This window comes from Fibrobacter sp. UWB13, from assembly GCF_900177805.1.
GTDB lineage: Bacteria > Fibrobacterota > Fibrobacteria > Fibrobacterales > Fibrobacteraceae > Fibrobacter.
Genome location: NZ_FXAX01000001.1, coordinates 1,844,442 through 1,864,045, shown reverse-complemented (window position 1 = coordinate 1,864,045; position 19,604 = coordinate 1,844,442). Strand labels below are relative to the sequence as shown.

13 protein-coding genes are annotated in these 19,604 nt (G+C 50.6%); 5 read left to right on the top strand and 8 right to left on the bottom strand.

All coding sequences use genetic code 11. The features are described 5' to 3' along the window. Positions 1-26: 26 nt before the first annotated feature. A complete protein-coding gene (locus tag B9Y77_RS07795) occupies positions 27-887 on the bottom strand; it encodes a glutamate--tRNA ligase family protein (RefSeq protein WP_073423543.1) in 861 nt (286 codons plus the stop codon). Between the two features lie 162 nt (positions 888-1,049). Between B9Y77_RS07795 and B9Y77_RS07790 the strand changes: the two genes are divergently transcribed. Both B9Y77_RS07790 and B9Y77_RS07785 read left to right on the top strand, forming a co-directional pair. After that, positions 1,050-1,637: a hypothetical protein gene (locus B9Y77_RS07790; protein WP_073423542.1), complete on the top strand. Its 588-nt coding sequence runs from the start codon at positions 1,050-1,052 to the stop codon at positions 1,635-1,637. 6 nt (positions 1,638-1,643) lie between these two features. Further along, positions 1,644-2,210 (top strand): 3'-5' exonuclease, encoded by a 567-nt coding sequence (locus B9Y77_RS07785; RefSeq protein WP_085491111.1) that lies wholly within the window; start codon positions 1,644-1,646, stop codon positions 2,208-2,210. A gap of 76 nt (positions 2,211-2,286) precedes the next feature. Here the strand turns inward: B9Y77_RS07785 and B9Y77_RS07780 are convergent, their stop codons facing one another. The 5 genes from B9Y77_RS07780 to B9Y77_RS07760 all read right to left on the bottom strand — a co-directional run bounded on the left by B9Y77_RS07780 (position 2,287) and on the right by B9Y77_RS07760 (position 11,545). Continuing rightward, positions 2,287-3,558 carry a glycoside hydrolase family 3 N-terminal domain-containing protein gene (locus B9Y77_RS07780; RefSeq protein WP_085491110.1) on the bottom strand — a complete coding sequence of 424 codons (1,272 nt, stop codon included), beginning with the start codon at positions 3,556-3,558 and terminating at the stop codon, positions 2,287-2,289. A gap of 119 nt (positions 3,559-3,677) precedes the next feature. Further along, positions 3,678-6,200, bottom strand: a complete 2,523-nt coding sequence (locus B9Y77_RS07775; RefSeq protein WP_085491109.1) for a DNA topoisomerase III — start codon at positions 6,198-6,200, stop codon at positions 3,678-3,680. Between the two features lie 2 nt (positions 6,201-6,202). Next, a complete protein-coding gene (locus B9Y77_RS07770) occupies positions 6,203-7,333 on the bottom strand; it encodes a glycosyltransferase (protein ID WP_085491108.1) in 1,131 nt (376 codons plus the stop codon). Positions 7,334-7,461: 128 nt separating this feature from the next. Continuing rightward, positions 7,462-9,132: a LamG-like jellyroll fold domain-containing protein gene (locus B9Y77_RS07765; protein WP_085491107.1), complete on the bottom strand. Its 1,671-nt coding sequence runs from the start codon at positions 9,130-9,132 to the stop codon at positions 7,462-7,464. A 61-nt stretch (positions 9,133-9,193) separates the two neighbouring features. After that, on the bottom strand, positions 9,194-11,545 hold the full coding sequence (locus B9Y77_RS07760) for an Ig-like domain-containing protein (protein WP_254899963.1): 2,352 nt from the start codon (positions 11,543-11,545) through the stop codon (positions 9,194-9,196). Between the two features lie 291 nt (positions 11,546-11,836). Here B9Y77_RS07760 and B9Y77_RS07755 point away from each other — a divergent pair, with 291 nt between their 5' ends. Further along, on the top strand, positions 11,837-12,685 hold the full coding sequence (locus B9Y77_RS07755; RefSeq protein WP_073423527.1) for a TIGR02147 family protein: 849 nt from the start codon (positions 11,837-11,839) through the stop codon (positions 12,683-12,685). Between the two features lie 76 nt (positions 12,686-12,761). On the opposite strand, the gene B9Y77_RS07750 is transcribed toward B9Y77_RS07755, so the two are convergent. Next, the gene (locus B9Y77_RS07750) at positions 12,762-15,383 is read right to left on the bottom strand and encodes a hypothetical protein (RefSeq protein ID WP_254899962.1); all 2,622 of its coding nucleotides are present in this window, start codon (positions 15,381-15,383) and stop codon (positions 12,762-12,764) included. Positions 15,384-15,458: 75 nt separating this feature from the next. Here B9Y77_RS07750 and B9Y77_RS07745 point away from each other — a divergent pair, with 75 nt between their 5' ends. After that, entirely contained in the window at positions 15,459-15,689 is a 231-nt protein-coding gene (locus tag B9Y77_RS07745) for a hypothetical protein (protein ID WP_085491104.1), read from the top strand. Between the two features lie 112 nt (positions 15,690-15,801). Then, complete coding sequence (locus tag B9Y77_RS07740; RefSeq protein ID WP_085491103.1) at positions 15,802-17,214, top strand: CotH kinase family protein; 1,413 nt, start codon at positions 15,802-15,804, stop codon at positions 17,212-17,214. Between the two features lie 66 nt (positions 17,215-17,280). Here the strand turns inward: B9Y77_RS07740 and B9Y77_RS07735 are convergent, their stop codons facing one another. Continuing rightward, complete coding sequence (locus B9Y77_RS07735; protein WP_085491102.1) at positions 17,281-19,515, bottom strand: rhamnogalacturonan lyase; 2,235 nt, start codon at positions 19,513-19,515, stop codon at positions 17,281-17,283. Between the last annotated feature and the right edge of the window lie 89 nt (positions 19,516-19,604).

Sequence of the window (19,604 nt, the reverse complement as noted above, 5' to 3'; positions counted from 1 at the left end):
ATAAATTTTTTTTAACTAATAAAACGCTAGAGAGTTTCCATAATTATGGATATCGCGTCAACGAGGGCTATGGGTGTGTCGTTTTCAGTCAGGTGAGCCTTGTAACAGACGCGTCCGAAAAGCATCTCGGGCGTGATTCCCGCTTCTTTATCTTGGCGTAGGCTGTGGGCGAGTTCGCGCTTGGAAAGCTTCTTGTTGTTCGCGTCTACGATGAGCGGGTGGTGCAGGTAGATGGGACGCTCTGTGCGTCCTAGAGCTTCCATGAGCGCAATCTGGCGGGCGGTGGAATTGCGAATGTCTTCGCCACGGACGATGTGCGTGATTTGCTCGTCGATGTCGTCTACGCAGACGGCGAACTGGTATGTCCATTGGTTGTCGCGGTCGCGGATGGGGAAGTCTCCGCATTGGAGTTTCGGGTTTTCGTGAAAGTCCCCTAGACGCAGGTCGTGCCAGTCAATAAACTTATTCGGGACAATAAAGCGGAGGTTGTGAGGGAGCGGGATGACGCGCGTTTCGTGCAAACACTTCCCTTGGTAAATGATTTCACCGGTTTCGCTTTGCGGGTTTTCGGCGAGGAGCTGCTTGCGACTGCAATAGCACGGGTAAACTAACGATTTTTCTTTTAACTTTTGGAGGGCCGCTTCGTAGACTTGTCCGCGTGCACTTTGTATGCTCTCGGAATCGTATTTAAACCCAAGCCAAGCCAAATCTTCTCGGATGCCAGCAATATAGGCGGGTCGTGCGCGGCTTTGGTCATGGTCTTCGATTCGCAAGTGGATCTTTAAGTTCCATTTTTTTGCCGCTGCCCACACATAAAGTGCCGAAAGCAAATGGCCTTCGTGAAGGTATCCTGTGGGGCTTGGTGCAAATCGAATTTTTCCGGACATGGTGCAAATTTAGGTTTCGGTACAAAAATAAGTTTTAAAATTGTTACATAACTCACATTTTTTTTATGAATTTTCACAAATATTTTGTTTTTTTCGATAAAATCGATTTTGTGATATATATTACTCATAGGTAAAGGGATGTTTTATAAAAACGGAGTACTTATGGGTGGAATGAAAAATCTTTCGAGAGCCTGCATGGCTCTTGTCTTTGCGATTGCCGCAAATGTCTTCGCTGAAGATGTTGTCGCAATGGCTTCTAACGGCTCGACCGTTATTTTACACGACAATGGTCGTTGGGAATATCACCAGAATAACAGTAGAATCCGTGATGTGCGTGAGAGCGCCATCCCTGAAGATGCCAAGTTCAATGTGATGGTGGAATATGAATCTCCGGATCGTGTGCGCAAGAACGTTCGCCTTGCCATGGAAGCGGAATACGCCACCGAACAAGAAATTAGAGATAGCTTAAGAGCAGTTCCGCAGGGCGGATACATCTATTTCCAGGTCAAGACTTCGCAAATCAAGAAAGGATTCCCGCGTAAGCTGACTTACTCCCTTTACGATGGCGGTAAGAAACCTATATTTACGAAAACAGCTTACGATACCGAAGCGGTTCCGAGTGAACAGAGAGGCGTGTCTAATTTGATGGTTGTCCCTGTTTACGGGCACCCGAAGTCTAATGTGATGCTTGCGCGTGTGCAGGCTCGCGACGGGATGGAGACGCTCGATATCGATATCCCCGTTAGGTAATTTGCATTGCTAAAATTTGCGGTAGTCGATCTCGAAACGACCGGCGGACATGGTGAAGATAATCGAATAATGGAAATCGGAATCGCCCTGATGGACGGTTCCGAAATTGTTGAAACGTACCACGCGCTTGTAGACCCAGGAAAGCCGATAACGCCGTTTGTGCGAGAGCTTACGGGCATCACCGACGAGATGGTTAGTGGACAACCGCAATTTGGCGTGATTGCTGAGCATGTGGCTGCTTTATTGCAAGACCGCATTTTTGTAGCGCACAACGTTCAGTTCGACTGCAAGTACATGACTGCGGAACTGAAACGCTGTTGCATTAAGTTCAATCCTGCGAGACTTTGTACGGTAAAGCTTTCGCGGCGTGTGTTCCCGGGGCAACCGAGCTATAGTTTGCACAAACTCACGGAATCACTGGGACTCCCGGATTTTAATCATCACCGCGCTTTGGACGATACGCTTGCGGCGGCTGCCATTTTGAGGTCTGCGTTGGAGAAAGTTGGCGAGGCGGGCGTGATGAAGAACGTCGTGAATATCTCCGTTGCCAAGAAGCAGGCTTTTAGTAAGTAGTCATTAGTCAATGGCTATTGCGAAAATTGTGTCTGCGAGATGCGCGCGGAATTGTTGCTCAAGACGCCGCGAAAATTTATAACTTCAAAATACCAGCTTTGTATTTCAGCTTCAAGATGCGGGCGGCGGATTCTTCGATGCGCTTCTTGTATTTTGAGCTTTTGTCTGAAAGTTCCATCATGATGTTGAGCATGTCCTTGGCTTTGGACGTGTAAGAAATCATGAGGATGTCGTTACCCGCGTCAATGATGGCGGTGACGAGGCGCTTGAAGTCTTTGTCCGGGTAGGTCTTGCGAGGAGCGATTTGCGTTTTGCCGCTGGCCCAGGTGCGTAACGAGGTGCCCCAGAGGTCGTCGGTAAGCATGACCATGTCTGGGGAGAATTTGCGTGCCATTTTCACGATGTTGGCGTCAAAGACGGCGGGGCGGCTGGAAATGCGCAAGAAGTGAACGCTTGACATCATTGTAACGGGGATGTCCTTGGAAAGCGTCTTGAAGAAGCTTATGTTCTGCTCGATTTTTTCCTTGGGCGAGGCGCTGATGGCGATTTGCAAATCGCTATTGGTCCAGGAATCGTAACCGGGGAAGTGCTTTGAAACGCAAATGATGCCGTTGTCGCGCATGCCGTTGACGAATGCTCTTACTTTGTAAGCGTTTGTAGTGTCGTGACCCCAGGAGCGGCGGCTCTCTTCCATGAACGAATTAGACTGCCGATGGTCTTTGGACGGATCCAAAACGGGAGCTAAGTTCATGTTAATTCTGATATCCTTGAGTGCGCGTCCAATTTTTTTTGCAAGTGTGCGAATTTGCGTGGTGTCCATACGGCGCATTTCGCGGGCGCTCGGGAGGGATTCCCATTGCTTGGAATACGATACTAAGCGGTTGACGAGACCGCCTTCTTGGTCGAGTGCCGTGAAAAGAGGAATCTTCAGGTTGCTGTCGATTTCGTCCATTCGTTCTTTGTAACTGTCGAAACTGCGGAGGTGCTTGCCTGTAATGAGCACGCCACCAAGTTCGTTTTCGATGACGAATTGTGGAGTGGTGAGGAACACCATGATCATTTGGCCTGCCTTTTGGCGCATGGACATGGAATTCCACAAGGGCATGAGTTCGTCGGGCAAGTTATACGGATTTTTGCCGGACTTAGCAACGCTTGATGAAGACTGCGAGGTTGCGGAAGAACTGCTCACGGTAGGAGTCATCTGCTGTACGCTAGACGATGATATCATCACGCATATTGAAACTTCGGAAGAACTCGATTCCGGTATATACCGGTCGATCTGGTAATCTTGCGCAAAGAGAGAACAAGCCGCGATAAGAGTAAGTGTAAGTAGAAATCTTAAAGGCATGGGACTGAAACTAAGAAAATGTCAATAGTCATTGGTCAATGGTCATTAGTGATGTATAACCACGCCGAAGGCGTCAAAATTAAACTATTGACTAACTACTAATGACTAAGTTCCTGCAATCACTCTTCACTCTTTTTCTTCACACCGAATCGGCGGGGCTTGAATTCTCGTGGCGGGAATTCGAACTTGAGCTTGCCTTTCACGAGCGTGAGGTAGGCGTCGAACAGGCGGCGAGTCTTGTTGCTGCGGAAGCCCTTGATAAGCGAAGTCTTTTCGCCGGCGAGCAATTTCTTGATGTCGTCGAGTGGAATTTCTTTGCCGAGAAGAATCTTCGGAAGCGAAAGCCCGCTCGGTTCCTTCTTCACATAGCTTTCGGAAACGTAGCCCGTGAGCGTTTCGTAAACGTCGGAGCCGTCTACCGGAGACTTGCCGATAACTTCACCGAGTTCGATTTCTTCGGGCTTTTCTTCAAAGACAAATTCAACTTTGTTCTGGTCATTGATGATGAGGCCTGCTGAAAATTCAGCGCCCTTCTTGCTACGGAAACCTGTGAGCGGTCCAATCTTGCGCTTGGTCAAGAGCTCTACGATTTCACTTTCGGACAAGTGCTTGCCGCCCACAATTTTGCGGATGACGATGCCGTCTTCGGTGGTGTAGCGGCTGACCGTTTCGAAAACCTTCTTGCCGTTCACGGGGCTGAAGCTTGCTTCGCCAGTCGTGCTTTCTTCCTTGAATCCCTTGATATTTTTCACCATCGTCTTTGTCATTTCGACGATGCCGTTCATGAACGCTTCGCGAGATTCCTTGCCCTTCGAGATGAGGTCCATCTTGTATTCCCATTCTCCGGTGAGTTCCGGGCTGGTGAGGGCTTCGCAGTTCATGGCGGAGAGGACCTTGATGAGGTCAAAAGCCTTTGCGGTCGGGATCATTTCCTTGCCGTCGCGGACAACGTACTTGTCGCTCACGAGCTTTTCAATGATGGCGGCGCGTGTGGCAGGCGTTCCGAGACCGCGTTCCTTCATGGCGTCACGCAGTTCATCGTCTTCCACGAGCTTACCTGCACTTTCCATCATCGACAAAAGCGTGCTTTCGGTGTAGTGTGCTGGCGGCTTGGTAAAGTCTTCCTTCGATTCAATTGCAAGCGTCTTGGCGGTGTTGCCGTTCAGCTTTGGAATGTTCGATTCTTCGTCGGATTCCTTGCCGTAAATAGCCTTGAAGCCCGGGTCCACGAGAATCTTGCCTTCGGTGATGAAGGTTTCGTTTTCGACCGTCGTGATGCGGGTCGTGTTCAAGTACTGCGCAGGCGGGAAGAACACCGCAATAAAGCGCTGGCAAATCATCGTGTAGATTTTTTCTTCGGCTTCGGAGAGTCCCTTCGGCACGACGCCTGTCGGGATGATGGCGAAGTGGTCCGAAATCTTGGAATTGTCGAAAACCTTAGGCGTGCGCTTCACGTAGTTCTTGTCCAAAGCTTCTTGCGCAAACTTGGCGAGCGGACCTTCGATCTTGCCGAGGGTGGCTTTCACCGGAGCGACGTAGTCTTCGGGCAAGCAACGGCTATCGGTACGCGGGTATGTGGTCGCCTTGTAATGTTCATAGAGCGACTGGGCAATGGAAAGCGTTGTCTTAGCGCTAAAGCCGAAGCGGTTGTTCGCTTCGCGCTGGAGCGTGGTGAGGTCATAGAGCTGGCCGCATTTTTGCTGGCTCGGGGCGGTGGTCTCTTCGATGGAGCCAGTCTTCCCCTTGCACTTGGCGAGAATTTCCTGGGCGCGGGTTTCGTCAAAAATCTGCTTGACGCGGTCCTTGTTGTTTTCTTTATCGACGGTGAACCACTTGCCTTGGTAACCGGCTCCGGAGTTGTCGAACGAGGCTTCGATGGTCCAGAACTTTTGCGGCACAAAGCGGTTGCGTTCTTCTTCGCGCTTCACGATAATGGCAAGCGTTGGGGTCTGCACGCGTCCGCACGGCGTAATCTGGAACCCGCCCATCGAGCTGTTGTAGGCGGTGAGGCCACGGCTGCCGTTCATGCCTACGAGCCAGTCGGCTTCGCTACGGCAGAGGGCGGCGTTCCTCAAGTTCACCATGTCTTCTTCGGTACGGAGGTGTTCAAAGGCGTCCTTGATGGCGGCAGGCGTCATGCTCTGCATCCAAAGTCTCTTGAACGTCTTGCCCTTGAAGTTCCCCTTGAGGATGTAGTCCACGATGTAATAGAAAATCAGTTCACCTTCGCGGCCCGCATCGCACGCGTTTATAATCGTCGTCACGTCCTTGCGCTTGATGAGCTTGCCGAGGGCGGAGAGATGGGCTTTAGTGGTTGGGAGGGCAACGAGCGGGAACTTTTCGGGGAGCATGGGGAGCGTCTTCATGTCCCATGCCTTGTAACGTTCGTCAATATCCTTCGGGTCGGCGATACCTACGAGGTGACCGATCGCATGGCTTACGATGGTCGTGTCGCTTTCGTAATAGGCGGTTTCTTTCTTGAAGGACTTTGCACCGAGCACTTTGACGAGGTCGGCTGCCACGCTGGGTTTTTCCGCGATGATGAGCGTCTTACCTTCGACTGCCGCTTTTGCCGTTTTGGTGGCGGTCTTCTTTGTAGTGGTTTTAGTTGTCGCCTTAGTTGTTGTTTTAGTCGTTGCCATTTTTATTTCCACTTAAAACGTCCGAACAGTCCGAACAGAACGGCCAGTACGGTAAAGGGGGCGTGGATGAACTCAACCGGGATGCACCACTTGAGGAGGTGTTCCTGCTTGAATATTTTGAGCCCGCGAATAATGAGAACCATGTCGCCTACGCTCTTGCACAAGAACGCTATCAATGTGGCGACGAAAATTTTGAAACTGAAAATCGAGAATGCTGCGGTGATGCAGAGCATGGTAAGGAACAGGAACACCATCGAGAGCACAAAGACGATTTTCGGGGTGTAGTAGATGGTCTTTGATGCCCAACGTTTGCGCTGTTCCCAGAGGGCCTTGAGTGTTTCCTTGCCGCTTGTGGTGACGAACGTGGCGGGCGTGATGCAGTAGCGCATGGCCCATGGACGGTCGGCTGCCAGTTTTTGCATCAGGAGGTCGTCGTCTCCGCTCTGGATCTTGATGACGCCCGTAAAGCCGTTCACGCTCTGGAAGAAACTCTTGCGGTAGGCGAGGTTGTTGCCAGTGCTTGTGAGCGGGAGGTGCATGGCGAGGCCTGCTGTGCCTGCGATGCGGTAAATCAGCGTTTCGACCGCTTGCATGCAGATGATGAACGGCGAACTCTTGTCGGTCGGAATGTACGAATGCCCGGCGACAAGTTCAATCCCCGGTTCAAATTCCTTGACGAGGAACTTGATCCAGGACGGCTGTACGATGCAGTCGGCGTCTGTGAGGCAGAGAATTTCACCGTTGCAGGCATCGATGAGCTTTGAAAGGGCCTGCTTTTTAGGGCTCACGCCTTCGGGAATGGAATCAATCGTGAGCACATGGAGGCGTTCAAACTTTGCTTCGTATTCCGCGAGAATCTTCGGGGTGTCGTCCGTGGAGCGGTCATCGGCTACCCAGACCTCCCATTCGCCCTCGTAATCTTGCGAGAGGACGGAATCGAGCGTTTCGCGGATGCCTTCGGATTCGTTACGCGCCGCAATCAGGATGCTCACCTTCGGGAGCGGTTTTGGGTCGGCAAAGCCTTCGCGCACACGCCCGAGCGCACGGTAGAACCGCACTTCTAACCCGAGATAGAAGATGGCGAGTATTGCCAAAAGCCCGATGGCTATGTATGTCAAAACCGTAAGGAACATTGTTCTTCGGCAAAATGTAATAAGGTTTTTTTGAAAGTTTAAAACGCACTCTTAAAATCGCGGGGCATTTTTGCGTATATAATATAATAGTAAGTAACTGAGTGCTGAACGCGTGGGCAGTGACCGAGTTATTTTCTCGCGGAAAGTTTTGGCCAGGAATCTTCGGGCTTTTGATTGAGGTAGGTGAGGCGAGTCCAGGAATCGTCGCGGAATGCGCTACCGAGCATGAGCTCGTCTATTTTCCCGTTGAATCCGCCGATTTTAAAGTCTGCAAATTCTCGGTTGCCATCCCAATCGCTGCGGGTTTCTTCGGCTTCGATTGGTGCACTGTTGATAAAGTAATTTGTTTGCGGTATGGAATGCTTGCTGAATGCAATGAATATCCATTTGCCTGCTTCAATTCCTTTTGTGCCTGACGCCCACGTTTGTTTGTAACTTGCGGTGTCTGTGGCACCTTCATCGGCGGCATTTTCTGTGGCGATGTGATAGAATTCTACGACAAAGCCTTGTTCAGGTGAGTAGCGGAGTGCGTATTCATCATTTTTTTCAAAGATGGTCTGTTGCTTTAGCGATTCGAGATTGACCCACAGCGAAAAACAGAATTGCTTGCCGTCAAAGGACAAATTAACCTTGCGAGTGGAGTCTATCTTGGCGGAGTTTGTCGCGATGATTGAAGTTGTTGCGTCTAGCGTAATGGATGTGCCGAGTACACCGTCTGCGTTGAGATTTGCCACCGTTTCGGTTCCCGTTTCTGCGGCGGTTAGCGATCCGTCGAAATAGCCCTTTTCGGCATCGTCCTTGATGTCGGTTTCGCTATCGAAATGGTACACGAGCGAATAGCTGCGGTTGGTCGGGAATACGTCGTGAGCGTAACCTGGTTCAAGCGCGTTGTTGAATGAAAGTTCGAGTGAGTCGGAAACGTTTAGAGAATCCACGCTTACCCAGAAAATAGCTTCTTTTTCGTCAAGGACTGAATTCACAATCGGGAGCTTTTTGCTGCGCTTGCCATCTTTTGAAATGCGTACAACTTCCCAGCGGCCTTGCAAGCGAGCGAGTGTATCGATGTCGCTGTTTTCTGCAGTCAGGCGGAGCGCAAGCGGAATGTCGCTCACAAAAGACGAGAGAGTGTCTTCGCCTTCGGGGAGTGCAAGCGGGGCGACGAACGTGTATTCGATGAGTGGATAGTTGACGAGCGTCTGGACGGTCGTATCTGATTTGACGAAGACATCCCCGTAATCCAACGTGTCGTTTTCTATATAAATTCTGAGACCAAGCGTGTCGGTGGGCAAGCTGTCGATAATGGCCTTTTGCGCGTGAACGATCACTTTGCGTAAGATGGTTGTTCCGGGGATTGTGACCATGGCGGACGTGCCGTCTTCAATGAGGCTGTTGAACGCGATTTCGACAGAGCCTGGTGCGCGGAGTGTGTCGCTAACGGCGATGGAATCGTCTTCGGTGATGCTTACGTTTTGTACGAGGAACCGCTTGCCGGATTCTTCATGGAAAGTTTCGACGGCGTAAGTGCCTGCAGGAATGGAATCGAGGCTGTAGTAGCCTGTGGAATCCGTATCCGTGGTGTAGGCGGCGGGGAGCTCGCCTGAGGCCGCGTCAAAGTCGCTAGGGACGCAATGCACGCGCGCAAATGCGGCGGGCTTGCCGTTATCCAAAAGGAAAATGCCGGCGAGTTCAGGAGAACCCGTCTCGGCGCTGTTGCCTGCAATTTGGCTGTCGGAGGAGCAACCTCCAAAAATTGCGGTGGACGCAATCGAAACAGCCAATATGTTTTTGCAGAACTTCATTGATACCAATATATATAAGATTTGCTAAAAGCGGGAGGGCTATTAATCGCTATAGTAATCGTTATTGGATATAGTGGCGTAATGTTTTGCCTGTTTTGGAGTATTCAATCACGATGACGTGCGCAGCGGGCATCCTGGCGGGCTTGCTGTTGCCGGAGTACAGCGGGCGACCCTGAATGTCAAAGATGCGGTAGAAGCCTGCTTCGGCTTCGGTCGCGCGCTGCATGGGGGAGGCGATGCCGATGGTCCCTTCGCTGGAGCTGCTTGCGGGTGTCGCACTGGAGCTAGATTCCGCGACGCTCGATGAAGAAACTTCGCTAGAGCTGGATTCAGCGACTGTTGAACTGCTAGATTCTGCTGCGCTTTCGACGGTGAACGTCACGTATTCAGACATCCATGTGAGTCCGGAATTGTCCGTCACGACGGCGACTGCGGAATGTGTGCCTGAGGCGAGATTCTTGGCGGTGACCTGGTACGGCGCAGTGGTCGATGTTCCAACGAGCGTGTTGCCGACGTAGAATGCTACGCTTTTCACGGAGCCGTCGTTATCCTTGGCGTCGGCTTTTAAGGTTACGTCTGCGCTTGCAGTGATTTTTGCGCCAGCGGCAGGTGCGGTGAGCGTTACGCTTGCAGCCTTGTTGCTTTGACCGAAGCCCTGGTTGTATTCGGGCATTTTGCCGTAGCGTCCGCCCACGCCCGAGAGGTTCGGGATTTCTTTCGGAAGGTCTGCGACATTGCGCTTTTCAAAACTGTAGCTCGGGTTGAATGTTTCTGCCTGCGGAATGCCTTGCTTCACGGTGCCGTTGTAGCGGTGCTGTTGCTTGGTGCCGTTCCCGAACGTAACTCCGCTAAAGTAAACGTAGCCGTTATCGCCCCATTCGGCGAGGTAGCCTTGACCATCGCTGATGTAGCTGTTTTCGTAGCGCACATAAGCCTTGGCGTTTGCGCTGTGACCGTTTGCGCCTGCGACAAAGAATCGGTTGTAATCAACGTACTGATTGTACAAATGAACTTGCGAGCCGTTGTTTTCACCGGTGACTTTCGGGACGCGACCGTAAGTGTTGTGCCAGTAGTTGTTGGCGTAAGTTAAATGGGCGTCTTCAACGAGAGCCATGTAAGGGTCGGTACCCCAGCAGTTGTATTCGTTGGCTCCGTCAAAATCGAGATAACTGATGGTGGCGTTGTCAACAAATTCCATATCCATGCCATCGGAAATCCATTTGTAGCTGATATGGTCGGCCCAAAATTTGTCTACGTGCTTGCTGGCGGTGCCTACGGTTTCAAGGCCGTCGCCGCCTTCGATCAAGTGCGGGTTCACATCGTAAATGGCGAGGTTGCGGTAGATGTGGTTCCCAGAACCTTCGTTACTGCGCACGGCGATGGATGCTCCGCGGAGATTTGCGCCACGGCCCATGCCCACAAGACTCTTGTTAGGCTTGGTGGTAATCCAGTTGCTCCACGCCTGCAGATTGTCCGATTCCTTCACGATTTCAAGTCCGGATTCGCCGAGGCTCGCGCAACTGTTTTTCTCGAAGGCGATACGGTAGAACTTGTTCGTCTTGCCCGTCACGCGGTTCGTCTCGCCGCAAGTCGTGCGGCACCAGGTACGTCCGGCCGCATTCGCCTCGGTCACCGCATTGCGCATCCGCCTGAAGTCGTAAGTGCCTTCGGGCACGAGAATCGTGACCGCATCGTTGCTCTGCAAGTACTTGCGGATGCTTGCGGAATCGCTTGCAATGACGACTTTGCCTGCGTCGCCACCCGTTGTGGATACGCCAAAGCCTTCGGCTTTCACGTTGAACGTGAAAAGGAGCACTGCTGTCGGGTCGGATTCATCGCTTGTCCAAATCCATTTCGCTTGTGTGTTTGCGGCGAAGTTTCCGAGCGCACCGCCACTCGGGAGCTTGTTGTTTGCGTAAGAAAGCGTTGTGGCGCCTCCCCATTGCGAGAGGTCGCGGCCCTTGTTTTTCCAGGAGTTGTTGCTGACAACGGGCTTTGACTTCCAGCCACTGCCGGAATAGTAAGATTTGTCGAGGTCGTCGATTTGCACGAGAACGCCCGGGGCGCCTTTGCCGTTCACGCTCACGACAGAAATGGCGTTTTCGCCGGGCAGGAATGTCATCGGGATAAAGCGTACTCGGCCTGCCTGATTATCTTCGGCGAGGAGTGAACCGTTGTGGTAGAGCCTGTAACCGCCATCGGCGACAATCCAAATGCCTGGGCCTTTCCCGGCGTTGTACGTGGCGGCAATCAGCTGTGAACCGACTTTGTCGCCACCGCCGTAAGCGGCGTCGGACGGGAGCGTAACGACTTCAGAGGCTTGAATTTTTGCAGCCGCATCTGCCGCATGTACTGCGGAAATTCCGAAAATTGAGACAACGCTTGCAAGCGCTATTTGACCAAAACCTTTCATACCCATTGTTCCTCACTTTTTTTGCGATTACCCAACTTTTGGCTTGTTCCATCCCTTTATAGCAATTAAGCCAGGCGTTGCGGGCTGGCGTCTGAAGCCCGCATTGGGGGTAATGGAAGACCGCGAAGCGGGCTGCAATTAGGGGGATTATTCCCCCATACCCATAATCTATATCTTGCGGCGCGCACTTCAAAGCGCTTTTCTCGTGAAAGCTGATTTCTCGTTGTTTCTGGACAACGCTAAAGTCGCTTTTTTATACCCCGCAAAACATAATTTTCTTACATTTATGGCATGGGCGAAAAGAAACTAGGGAAAAAAATCTTCGAATACCTGGACTACCGGGAGTTTTTGAAGGATTATTATAGCGCAAAGAAGGAGGCGAACCCTGCCTTTTCGCTCCGCGTTTTCTCGGATAAAATCGGGTTCAAGGCCAAAGATTTCATCAGTCGCGTGATGAACGGTGACAAAAATCTTTCGAGCGCGAGCATCCCGAAAGTGGCTTCTGGGCTGCGCCTGGGCAAGCACGAGACCGAGTTTTTTATTGGGCTTGTGAAGTTCAATCAGGCGGATACGATGGAGGAGCGCAATGCTGCGTTTGAAGAAATGCAGGCGGCGCTCAAGGTGGTGCGCTTTTCCGAGAAACAGCATATTCTCGGGCATGCGCAGTACATGGTGTATTCGCATTGGCGGCACCTGATTATTCGCAGTCTTATCGGCATGTTCGGTTTTGATGGCGATTACGAAGCGCTTGCGAAAATGGTCCACCCGCATGTGACGGCGGACGAGGCAAAAAAATCGGTCAAGTTGCTCGAAGACTGTGAACTTATCAAGAAAGGGGATGACGGCAAATACGTGCTCACCGAGAGCGCGATTAGCACGGGGGATCGCACGTCAAAACTTGCGCTGCGCGGTTTCCACCAGCATTGTCTAAAGCTTGCTGCGGATTCTATTGATCGCGACCCGCCGGGCTCGCGTCATGTTTCTGGGCTTACGCTAGGCATTAGCCAGGAAGGTTACGAACGCATCGTAGAGCGCATCAACGCCTTCCGCAAGGAAATTGCGCTCATCGCCGAAGAAGATAAGAATTCAGATAAAGTTTTTCAGTTGCAATTTGCGCTGTTCCCTGTCGGCGGAAAATAATTTTTCTCTCTATCAAATCCTACAACGAAACACCTCGGCGTTCGCCGAGGTGTTTTGGTTAGGTTGATGAGAATATTTAAAACATTACTCTGTATGGAATTTGCTTTTCGAAGCGGCGGCCTTTCAAGTCGTGGAAACCTTGCTTGCGAGGGAACAGACGTAAATCATTGCGGTTTGCCGCTTGTCGATTCATAATTGCGGTAGTTGTTGAATCTCCGACTTCGGTGGAGTCTCCTGCAACAATAGTTGATATTGCGAGCTGTTGCGTCACGCCGATGTTGCGGCTAAAGGTGTCGCCAGCATTGTCCTTGAGCGTAAACTTGATATAGCCCACGCCGCCGAAGTTGTTGGCGAGTTTTATGGTGAGTTTGGATCCGCTCACGGTTGCGGTAACGCCTGTCGGGGCGTTCACGGTATAGGAGCCGTTGTCGTAGCCCTTGGTAAATTGAGCAAGGTCAATGACTTGGGTTTCACCTTTTGCAAAAGTATAGTGGGCGCGAGCCATCCATTCAAGATAACGTTCGAGTTCAGTCCAGCCGTCACCCAATCGGTCTTTGTTTGCGTCGCTAAAGTCACCGCTCTTGGATTTCGGATTGTAACCGTACATATTTTCCCACCAGTCCGGAAGACCGTCGAGGTCGCTGTCATAATCGTCTGCCCAGCTCACACTCGGGTAGGGTTCCCAGCCCTTGATATTCGCTGTGTCAACTGCGTCCGTTTCGCGGTCGGGAATTCCTTTGGTTTTGCCGACAGAACCCACGACGCTGTAAGTTCCGTTTTTGGTTTCCCTGATCATGCGCTGGTCATGATTGTCGAGAATGGGCATGGTTTGGCCTACATCGCTCAGCACGTCCTTGTATGCTGCCGATGCGCTTTGTACAGTGGCGTAAGAGGCGAAGAAAGGTTTGCTGTTCCATGGTTCCCAATCGAGAACTTGCCCGCCGCTCAGTGTGTATTCGCGTCCGCAGTTGTCGTTGTTCCCATTGCAAGTGAATGAACCGTTTGCGGCTTGCAAAATGTTGTTGTGGTAATAGTAAGCTTGCGAACCTTTGCCAGTTCCTTCAAATTGGGCGCGCAACGTATAGCCGTGAAGAGCTGTGCCTGCGCCTTCCTTGTAGTAATTGCCGACGAAGTTTACTTCGTGCGCTCCGCCATCGGTCACGCGACTTTTCCAATTGTAGACCACGTTGTTAAAAATGTCCAGGCGACCTGCATAATAGCCGTTACCGTCTAGCCCACCGCCAAGACTCCAATTGCGCCCTGCGTTGTGCGCCAGCAAGTTGTGGTGGAAACTCCCGATGTCGCCGCCGATTGTTGCTGCGTATCCATGTCCTGTTCCTGCTGCATAATTTTGGTGGTCTGCGACATCCAAGGCTTCCGAAATCAAAGTGCGTTGTAGCGTCAGGTTTTTGCCGCCGCGACTAGAAAAAGCTTCGTCAATTGTCCAGCTGATACTTGCGTGATCAAGAATGCTGTGGTCGCCGCCGGTGAGCCCCATGCCGTCGTAAGTGGCTCCGTAACCCAGGCGCACGCGCATGAAGCGGATAACCATATCTTTGCCTGTAAAGCCGATGGGAGCGCTTTTGATTGTAATTCCTTTACCCGGAGCTGTCTGCCCAGCAATCGTCACATAGTCCTGATTGCAGACCAAACGACTTTTGAGTTGTATTACGCCTGCGACTTTGAACATGATGGTTCGTGGACCGATATCTGCTGTACACGCTTCGCGCAAACTGCCGGCGCCATCGTCGTTCAGATTTGTTACGTACACGACTTTTCCGCCACGGCCACCGACCGCGTTACGACCATAGCCCTCGGCTCCTTCAAACGCTAAACGCCCTGGTTTGAATGACCAGATATTTCCTGCCGTAACCGTTCCATTCGCATCAACTTCATCCACGCGCCAATAGTAGGTCTGCAATGGATTTGTGTCCGAAACTTTGTATGTCGCTGCCGTCTGCTCGCCTTTGTAAACGTCGGCTGTCGAGGCTGTCGCCTTTAAAACCGTTGCTGAATCCGTACCAAAATAAACCTGATGTTTTTTTGCGGATTTCGCTGCAGTCCATGAAAGTGTCAAAGCTCCGTTTTCATGTGGTGCGTGGTAATCCAAATCCGTCGGAGAAGGACTTGTTGCCTGTGCTGCCACATTGGGAACATTCAATTCAAAACCATTCAGGGTAATCGTACTCGTGTTTAGCTTTATGGCAGTCGATGCGCTTGCGCCGCTCACGGAAAAAGTTACATACGCGATTGCTGATTCGGAAGTCGAAAGCGCTCGATTTGTTGGTTTGACCGAGGCTTGCTTCAAATTGTTCACATAGACATCAATGCTGTTGCTTGCCGCAACGCCATCGACATTGTTCAGGTACAAAAGGAGGCTGTGCGTCCCTGCAGCAAGATTTGAGAACGTGAGAGTAATGTTTCCGCCGCCTTCGACCATCACACCATCGCACACTAGTTTTGCATAGGAAGGTGATTGCACTCCGGCTTTGTACCAGTTCGCCTTGAGATTTCCGCTACCGGCAATTCCAATTTTTACACCAGAAATCGTCGTATCCTTGGAAGTGACTCCCGAAACTACCCACGGCACATAATTCGGCTCTGTCACCTCGCTCGAATTGCGTCCGCTCATGTCGAAATCAACTTTGACGATTGGCGAACCCGCGAAGGCATGCGCAGCGAGTCCCAAAACCAACATTGATTTAAAATATCCCATAACATACTCCCTGTTGCATATAAAAATACCCTCGATTCAATATCGAGGGTAGAGCTCTTGAAAATTAAGGTTGTCCGTGGACTACGCTACCTTACTTTTACGACGGTTCCCGATTCTGTTAAGGGTGCGGAGCAGATTGTGACGGCTTGCAAATCCAAAAAATCCACCAAGGATGTTGCGTCGTTTATTGCGGCGAAAGATTTGGTTCTTTATGTTGGCTTGGATAGTCGTCTAGTTCGCATCCACGGCAAAAACGTGCAAAAGACATTCCGCATCAACAGGGAATAAGCGAAGGTATATTAGAAGCAGGAAAGCCCATTTAAACACCTTTTACACGGAAAAATTCAAGATTCCTTGTTTTAATCAACAAAAAATCTATTTTCCTTTAGAGGTGTTGTTTATGGGATATGTTTGTAACTTTGCGAAGGGCGTTGCCCTTCTTTTCCCGCTATTTCTTTTTGCTTGCGGAAACTCTGAATCGGTGAATTTCATTTCGCCGAACGAATTGCTCGTTTCGTTTGGCGGCGAAGCCCAGAGTTCGTCCAGTGAACTTTTGCAAAGTTCATCTTCTTTGACGATTATACAGTCCTCGTCAATAATCACGCAGTCGTCCTCCTCATCGGTAATCGCGCAATCGTCATCTTCGCGGGTTCCCGTACAATCCTCATCTTCGGTTCTCCCTTCGCCTCCCAATAACGGAGTTCCTTACATTCGTATTATAACTTATGATTCTGCAAATGTCGATAGCGCCTACGCTCTTTGTTCTGTTGAAATTGCTGGGAACGGAATTTATGAGGATTTAGCCCCTGCAAGTGGTAAAATCCGAACTCGTGGAAATTCTACGCGCCTCTGGTACCCTAAAAAGCCTTACCGCGTCAAACTTGATGCAAAGACTTCTGTTCTCGGACTCCCTGCCAATAAAGATTGGGTGTTGCTTGCGAATTATCGCGATCAAAGCAAATTCATGAATGCGGTTGCTTTTGATATGGCGCGTTACATGGGGAGCTTCGCTTTTGTGAACGCCAACCGATTTGTCGAAGTTGAAATCAATGGCGAGTATATGGGCATCTATCAACTTACCGAGCAAATTGAACATGGGGTATCGCGAGTCAATACGGGTAATGGAGGGGTATTGCTGAGTCTTGACAAGGATGATGGACCGGAACTTTCGCCGAGTGCCACGAATAATTTCTATAGCAAAATTTACAAGTTGCCTGTTGCCGTCAAGTACCCTAAAAATGTGACCGCAACGCAAATCGATACCATATCTGCGAACCTTGCAGTTTTGGAACAGGCCATTGCAAATTCCGACTATGACAGCGTTCAAAAACTCATGGATATCAGCAGCTTTATGGATTTTCTAATCTTGCAGGAATTGACGCACAATGTTGAATTAGAAGCCCCGCGCAGTATGTATTTGTATAAGGATTCTTCGGGTTTGTATCATATGGGGCCTGTATGGGATTTTGATGGTGGGCTTGCTTATAGCTGGGATGAAGATACCAAGAAATACTTTGTTGATCAGGACTGGATTTTACATAGAAATCGGGCGGTTTCCGGATTCTTTATAAACTTGTTTGCAAATGAATATTTCCTGGCTGATTACAAGGCTCGCTGGGGGCAGCTTAAAACAAGTATTCTGGCTGATGTATTTTCAAAGCTAGACGATTATATGGTGCAAACACAAAAGGCTCTTGAAAATGATGCGATAAAATGGACACCTGTCCGCAGTTACATTGACGAAGTTCAAAGCCTCAAAAGCTGGCTTACTGAACGCGTGAACCGTTACGAGTCGGCTTTGCAAAAATACTAGTTAACAAAAGTTCTCCCCTCGACATTCGCCGGGGGGAGGATGGGTTGGGTGTTGGATTGGCTGTCGTTATCTTGTTAGATAAAAACCACGATGTTTACGTTGTTTCACAAGACGTCCTCGCAAATCATAAACGTGTCTAGAACCGTTCAGCAAAGCTCTTTCCGTACGAGGCTTTAGCGAAGTTGTTTTAGCGTTCGGATCGTCAATGGTAAATTTCCCGCTGCGGGTTGCTTCGCCGTATTCCGCGTTGCCTCCCTTTGTGGTGATCGTGTAGGTGAATTCTCCGCTGACGGTTGGCGTTCCGCTGAAGTATAGCGAATTTGTCTGTGCGTTCCATTTTGCGCTTACGCCTGCAGGGAGATTTTCAACAGTTGCGCCATCGGCATTCTGGATTGCAAAAGTGAACGGAACAATTGAATCCCCAAGCGCAATGGCTTGGCTGCTGGAACCTGCGCCCTGCTTGATAATCGCGGCGGGTTTCGGTGTATGGTCGCCGACGAGCGTAATGTCAGGCGTCGGGAACTTGTCCTTATTGCCGTATAACCAAAATCCCAAATGCAGAGGTTGATTGTAGGCGGTGTTTTGCCAGCTCATGCCGAGACGGTAAATCGGGTCGTGCGCAAGCGTGTACATTCGATGTTCTGTTGGAATCGTAGTTGTGTAGATGTAGAGCTTGGATGCGCCATCGTGCAAAATGACTTCTTCGCGCCAGTCGCCTAAAATATCACCGCTGAAATTCGGTGTCGCCTTGGTGGTATTGCAACTGTTGCCCTGCATCTGGAAAAGTGTATTGCTCTGTTGCTTTGCATGGTCCCACTTGCTGATAGTCGTATTGTCCAACAGTTCATCAAGCAAGTCGCCATCCCAATAAATACGGAAGTTATAAGCGGGGCGCTTGTCTGCTTTCCAAATTTTTCCTTTTACGGTATAGGTGTTCCAATTAGCGGCAGACCAAAGTTCGTGTCCACGGTTTAGCGAATCCACATCGCCTGCGACACCGCGCCCGTTATCGCCCGAACTCTTTTCGTTAAAAAGTAGCTTGCCGGTGCGGGCATCGTGCAAATCGTATCCGTAGGGCTTTTCTTCGTGAACTTGCCAAACTTCAAGACCGGGGTTGTCGGGGTCGAGATCGCTCAAGTGCATGGCATCGCCGTGGCCCTTGCCTGTGCGGTACATGAATTTTCCATCGTGGTCAACGGCGCAACTTCCTTCAATGATTTCATCGAAACCGTCGCCATCCACGTCGCCTGCGGAAATGTTGTGATTGCCTTGCCCGTAACATTCCTGTCCGCTTGTTGCTGCGTTGTAATACCAGCGTTGCGAAAGCGTTTTACCGTCCCAATCGTAGGCGGTAATTGCCATGCGGGTGTAGTAACCGCGCTGAAACACCATGCTCGGCTTTTTGCCATCGAGGTAGGCGTTTGTTGCGAGGAATCGATCCACGCGGTTACCGTAGCTATCGCCCCAGCTCTTGACGGTGCCACGACCTGGATTGTAATCGACCGTCGCCATTTCCTTACCTGTTTCGCCGTTGAAAATCGTGAGCCATTCAGGTCCCGAAAGAATATAGCCGTTCGAGTTTCTGTAATCCTTGCTGTGGTCTGCGCCTTTTGCAGAACCGAGTGACAAGTAATTGCCGCTACCGTCCTTTGTTCCGGGCGCTGTTTTTACGGCAAATTCTGTCTTGCCGTCGCCATCATAGTCGCCCACGAGCATCTGCGTGTAATGTGCCCCTGCGCGAATATTTACGCCGAGGTCAACGCGCCACAACTTTTTGCCATTCATTTTGTAGCAATCGATGATGACGTTGCCGGTTTTGCCCTTCTGCGAATTGTCTTTAGAATTGCTCGGATCCCACTTGAGAATCAGCTCAAATTCTCCATCGCCGTCTACATCGCCTACCGCGATATCGTTCGGGCTGTAGGTGTAATCGCTCCCACCATTCGGACGGTCAAGATTTACGGTCAGATATTGATTACTCCAAACAGAAACTGCAGCGTCAGCCGCTATTTCTTTGCCGCCGACAACAGCCTTTACGGAATACCTGCTCGAGGCCGTCCCTTTCGCGTCGGTATAGTTGCTTGCTTGTGAGCCCGTAAAACTGGCGATTTTCTCGCCATCGCGGTACAGGTTAAAGCCGGTCGTATTACCGTCTGTTCCGAGAACTCGCCAACTGAGGAAAACTCCGTTAGTCGTCTTTACGGCGACCAAACCGCGGTTCAGCCATTCCATCTGGCGAGCCGCCTGCGCACTCCCTAGCCCAAGCGCTAGGGACAATCCCAAACACCAAATTTTGTTCATATCCTATCCCTTTTTTAGCCGAATAACCAAACAACAATAATCCGGCAAGATTAATATAAACCTGGATATTGGTGGTGTGCCTAATGAGC

Coding starts and splice junctions, on each gene's coding strand:
- B9Y77_RS07770 (WP_085491108.1), bottom strand. CDS start 7,333: ATGTTCCTTACGGTTTTGACATACATAGCCATCGGGCTTTTGGCAATA.
- B9Y77_RS07760 (WP_254899963.1), bottom strand. CDS start 11,545: ATGAAAGGTTTTGGTCAAATAGCGCTTGCAAGCGTTGTCTCAATTTTC.
- B9Y77_RS07750 (WP_254899962.1), bottom strand. CDS start 15,383: ATGTTGGTTTTGGGACTCGCTGCGCATGCCTTCGCGGGTTCGCCAATC.
- B9Y77_RS07755 (WP_073423527.1), top strand. CDS start 11,837: ATGGGCGAAAAGAAACTAGGGAAAAAAATCTTCGAATACCTGGACTAC.
- B9Y77_RS07790 (WP_073423542.1), top strand. CDS start 1,050: ATGGGTGGAATGAAAAATCTTTCGAGAGCCTGCATGGCTCTTGTCTTT.
- B9Y77_RS07740 (WP_085491103.1), top strand. CDS start 15,802: ATGGGATATGTTTGTAACTTTGCGAAGGGCGTTGCCCTTCTTTTCCCG.
- B9Y77_RS07775 (WP_085491109.1), bottom strand. CDS start 6,200: ATGGCAACGACTAAAACAACAACTAAGGCGACAACTAAAACCACTACA.
- B9Y77_RS07735 (WP_085491102.1), bottom strand. CDS start 19,515: ATGAACAAAATTTGGTGTTTGGGATTGTCCCTAGCGCTTGGGCTAGGG.
- B9Y77_RS07765 (WP_085491107.1), bottom strand. CDS start 9,132: ATGAAGTTCTGCAAAAACATATTGGCTGTTTCGATTGCGTCCACCGCA.
- B9Y77_RS07795 (WP_073423543.1), bottom strand. CDS start 887: ATGTCCGGAAAAATTCGATTTGCACCAAGCCCCACAGGATACCTTCAC.
- B9Y77_RS07780 (WP_085491110.1), bottom strand. CDS start 3,558: ATGCCTTTAAGATTTCTACTTACACTTACTCTTATCGCGGCTTGTTCT.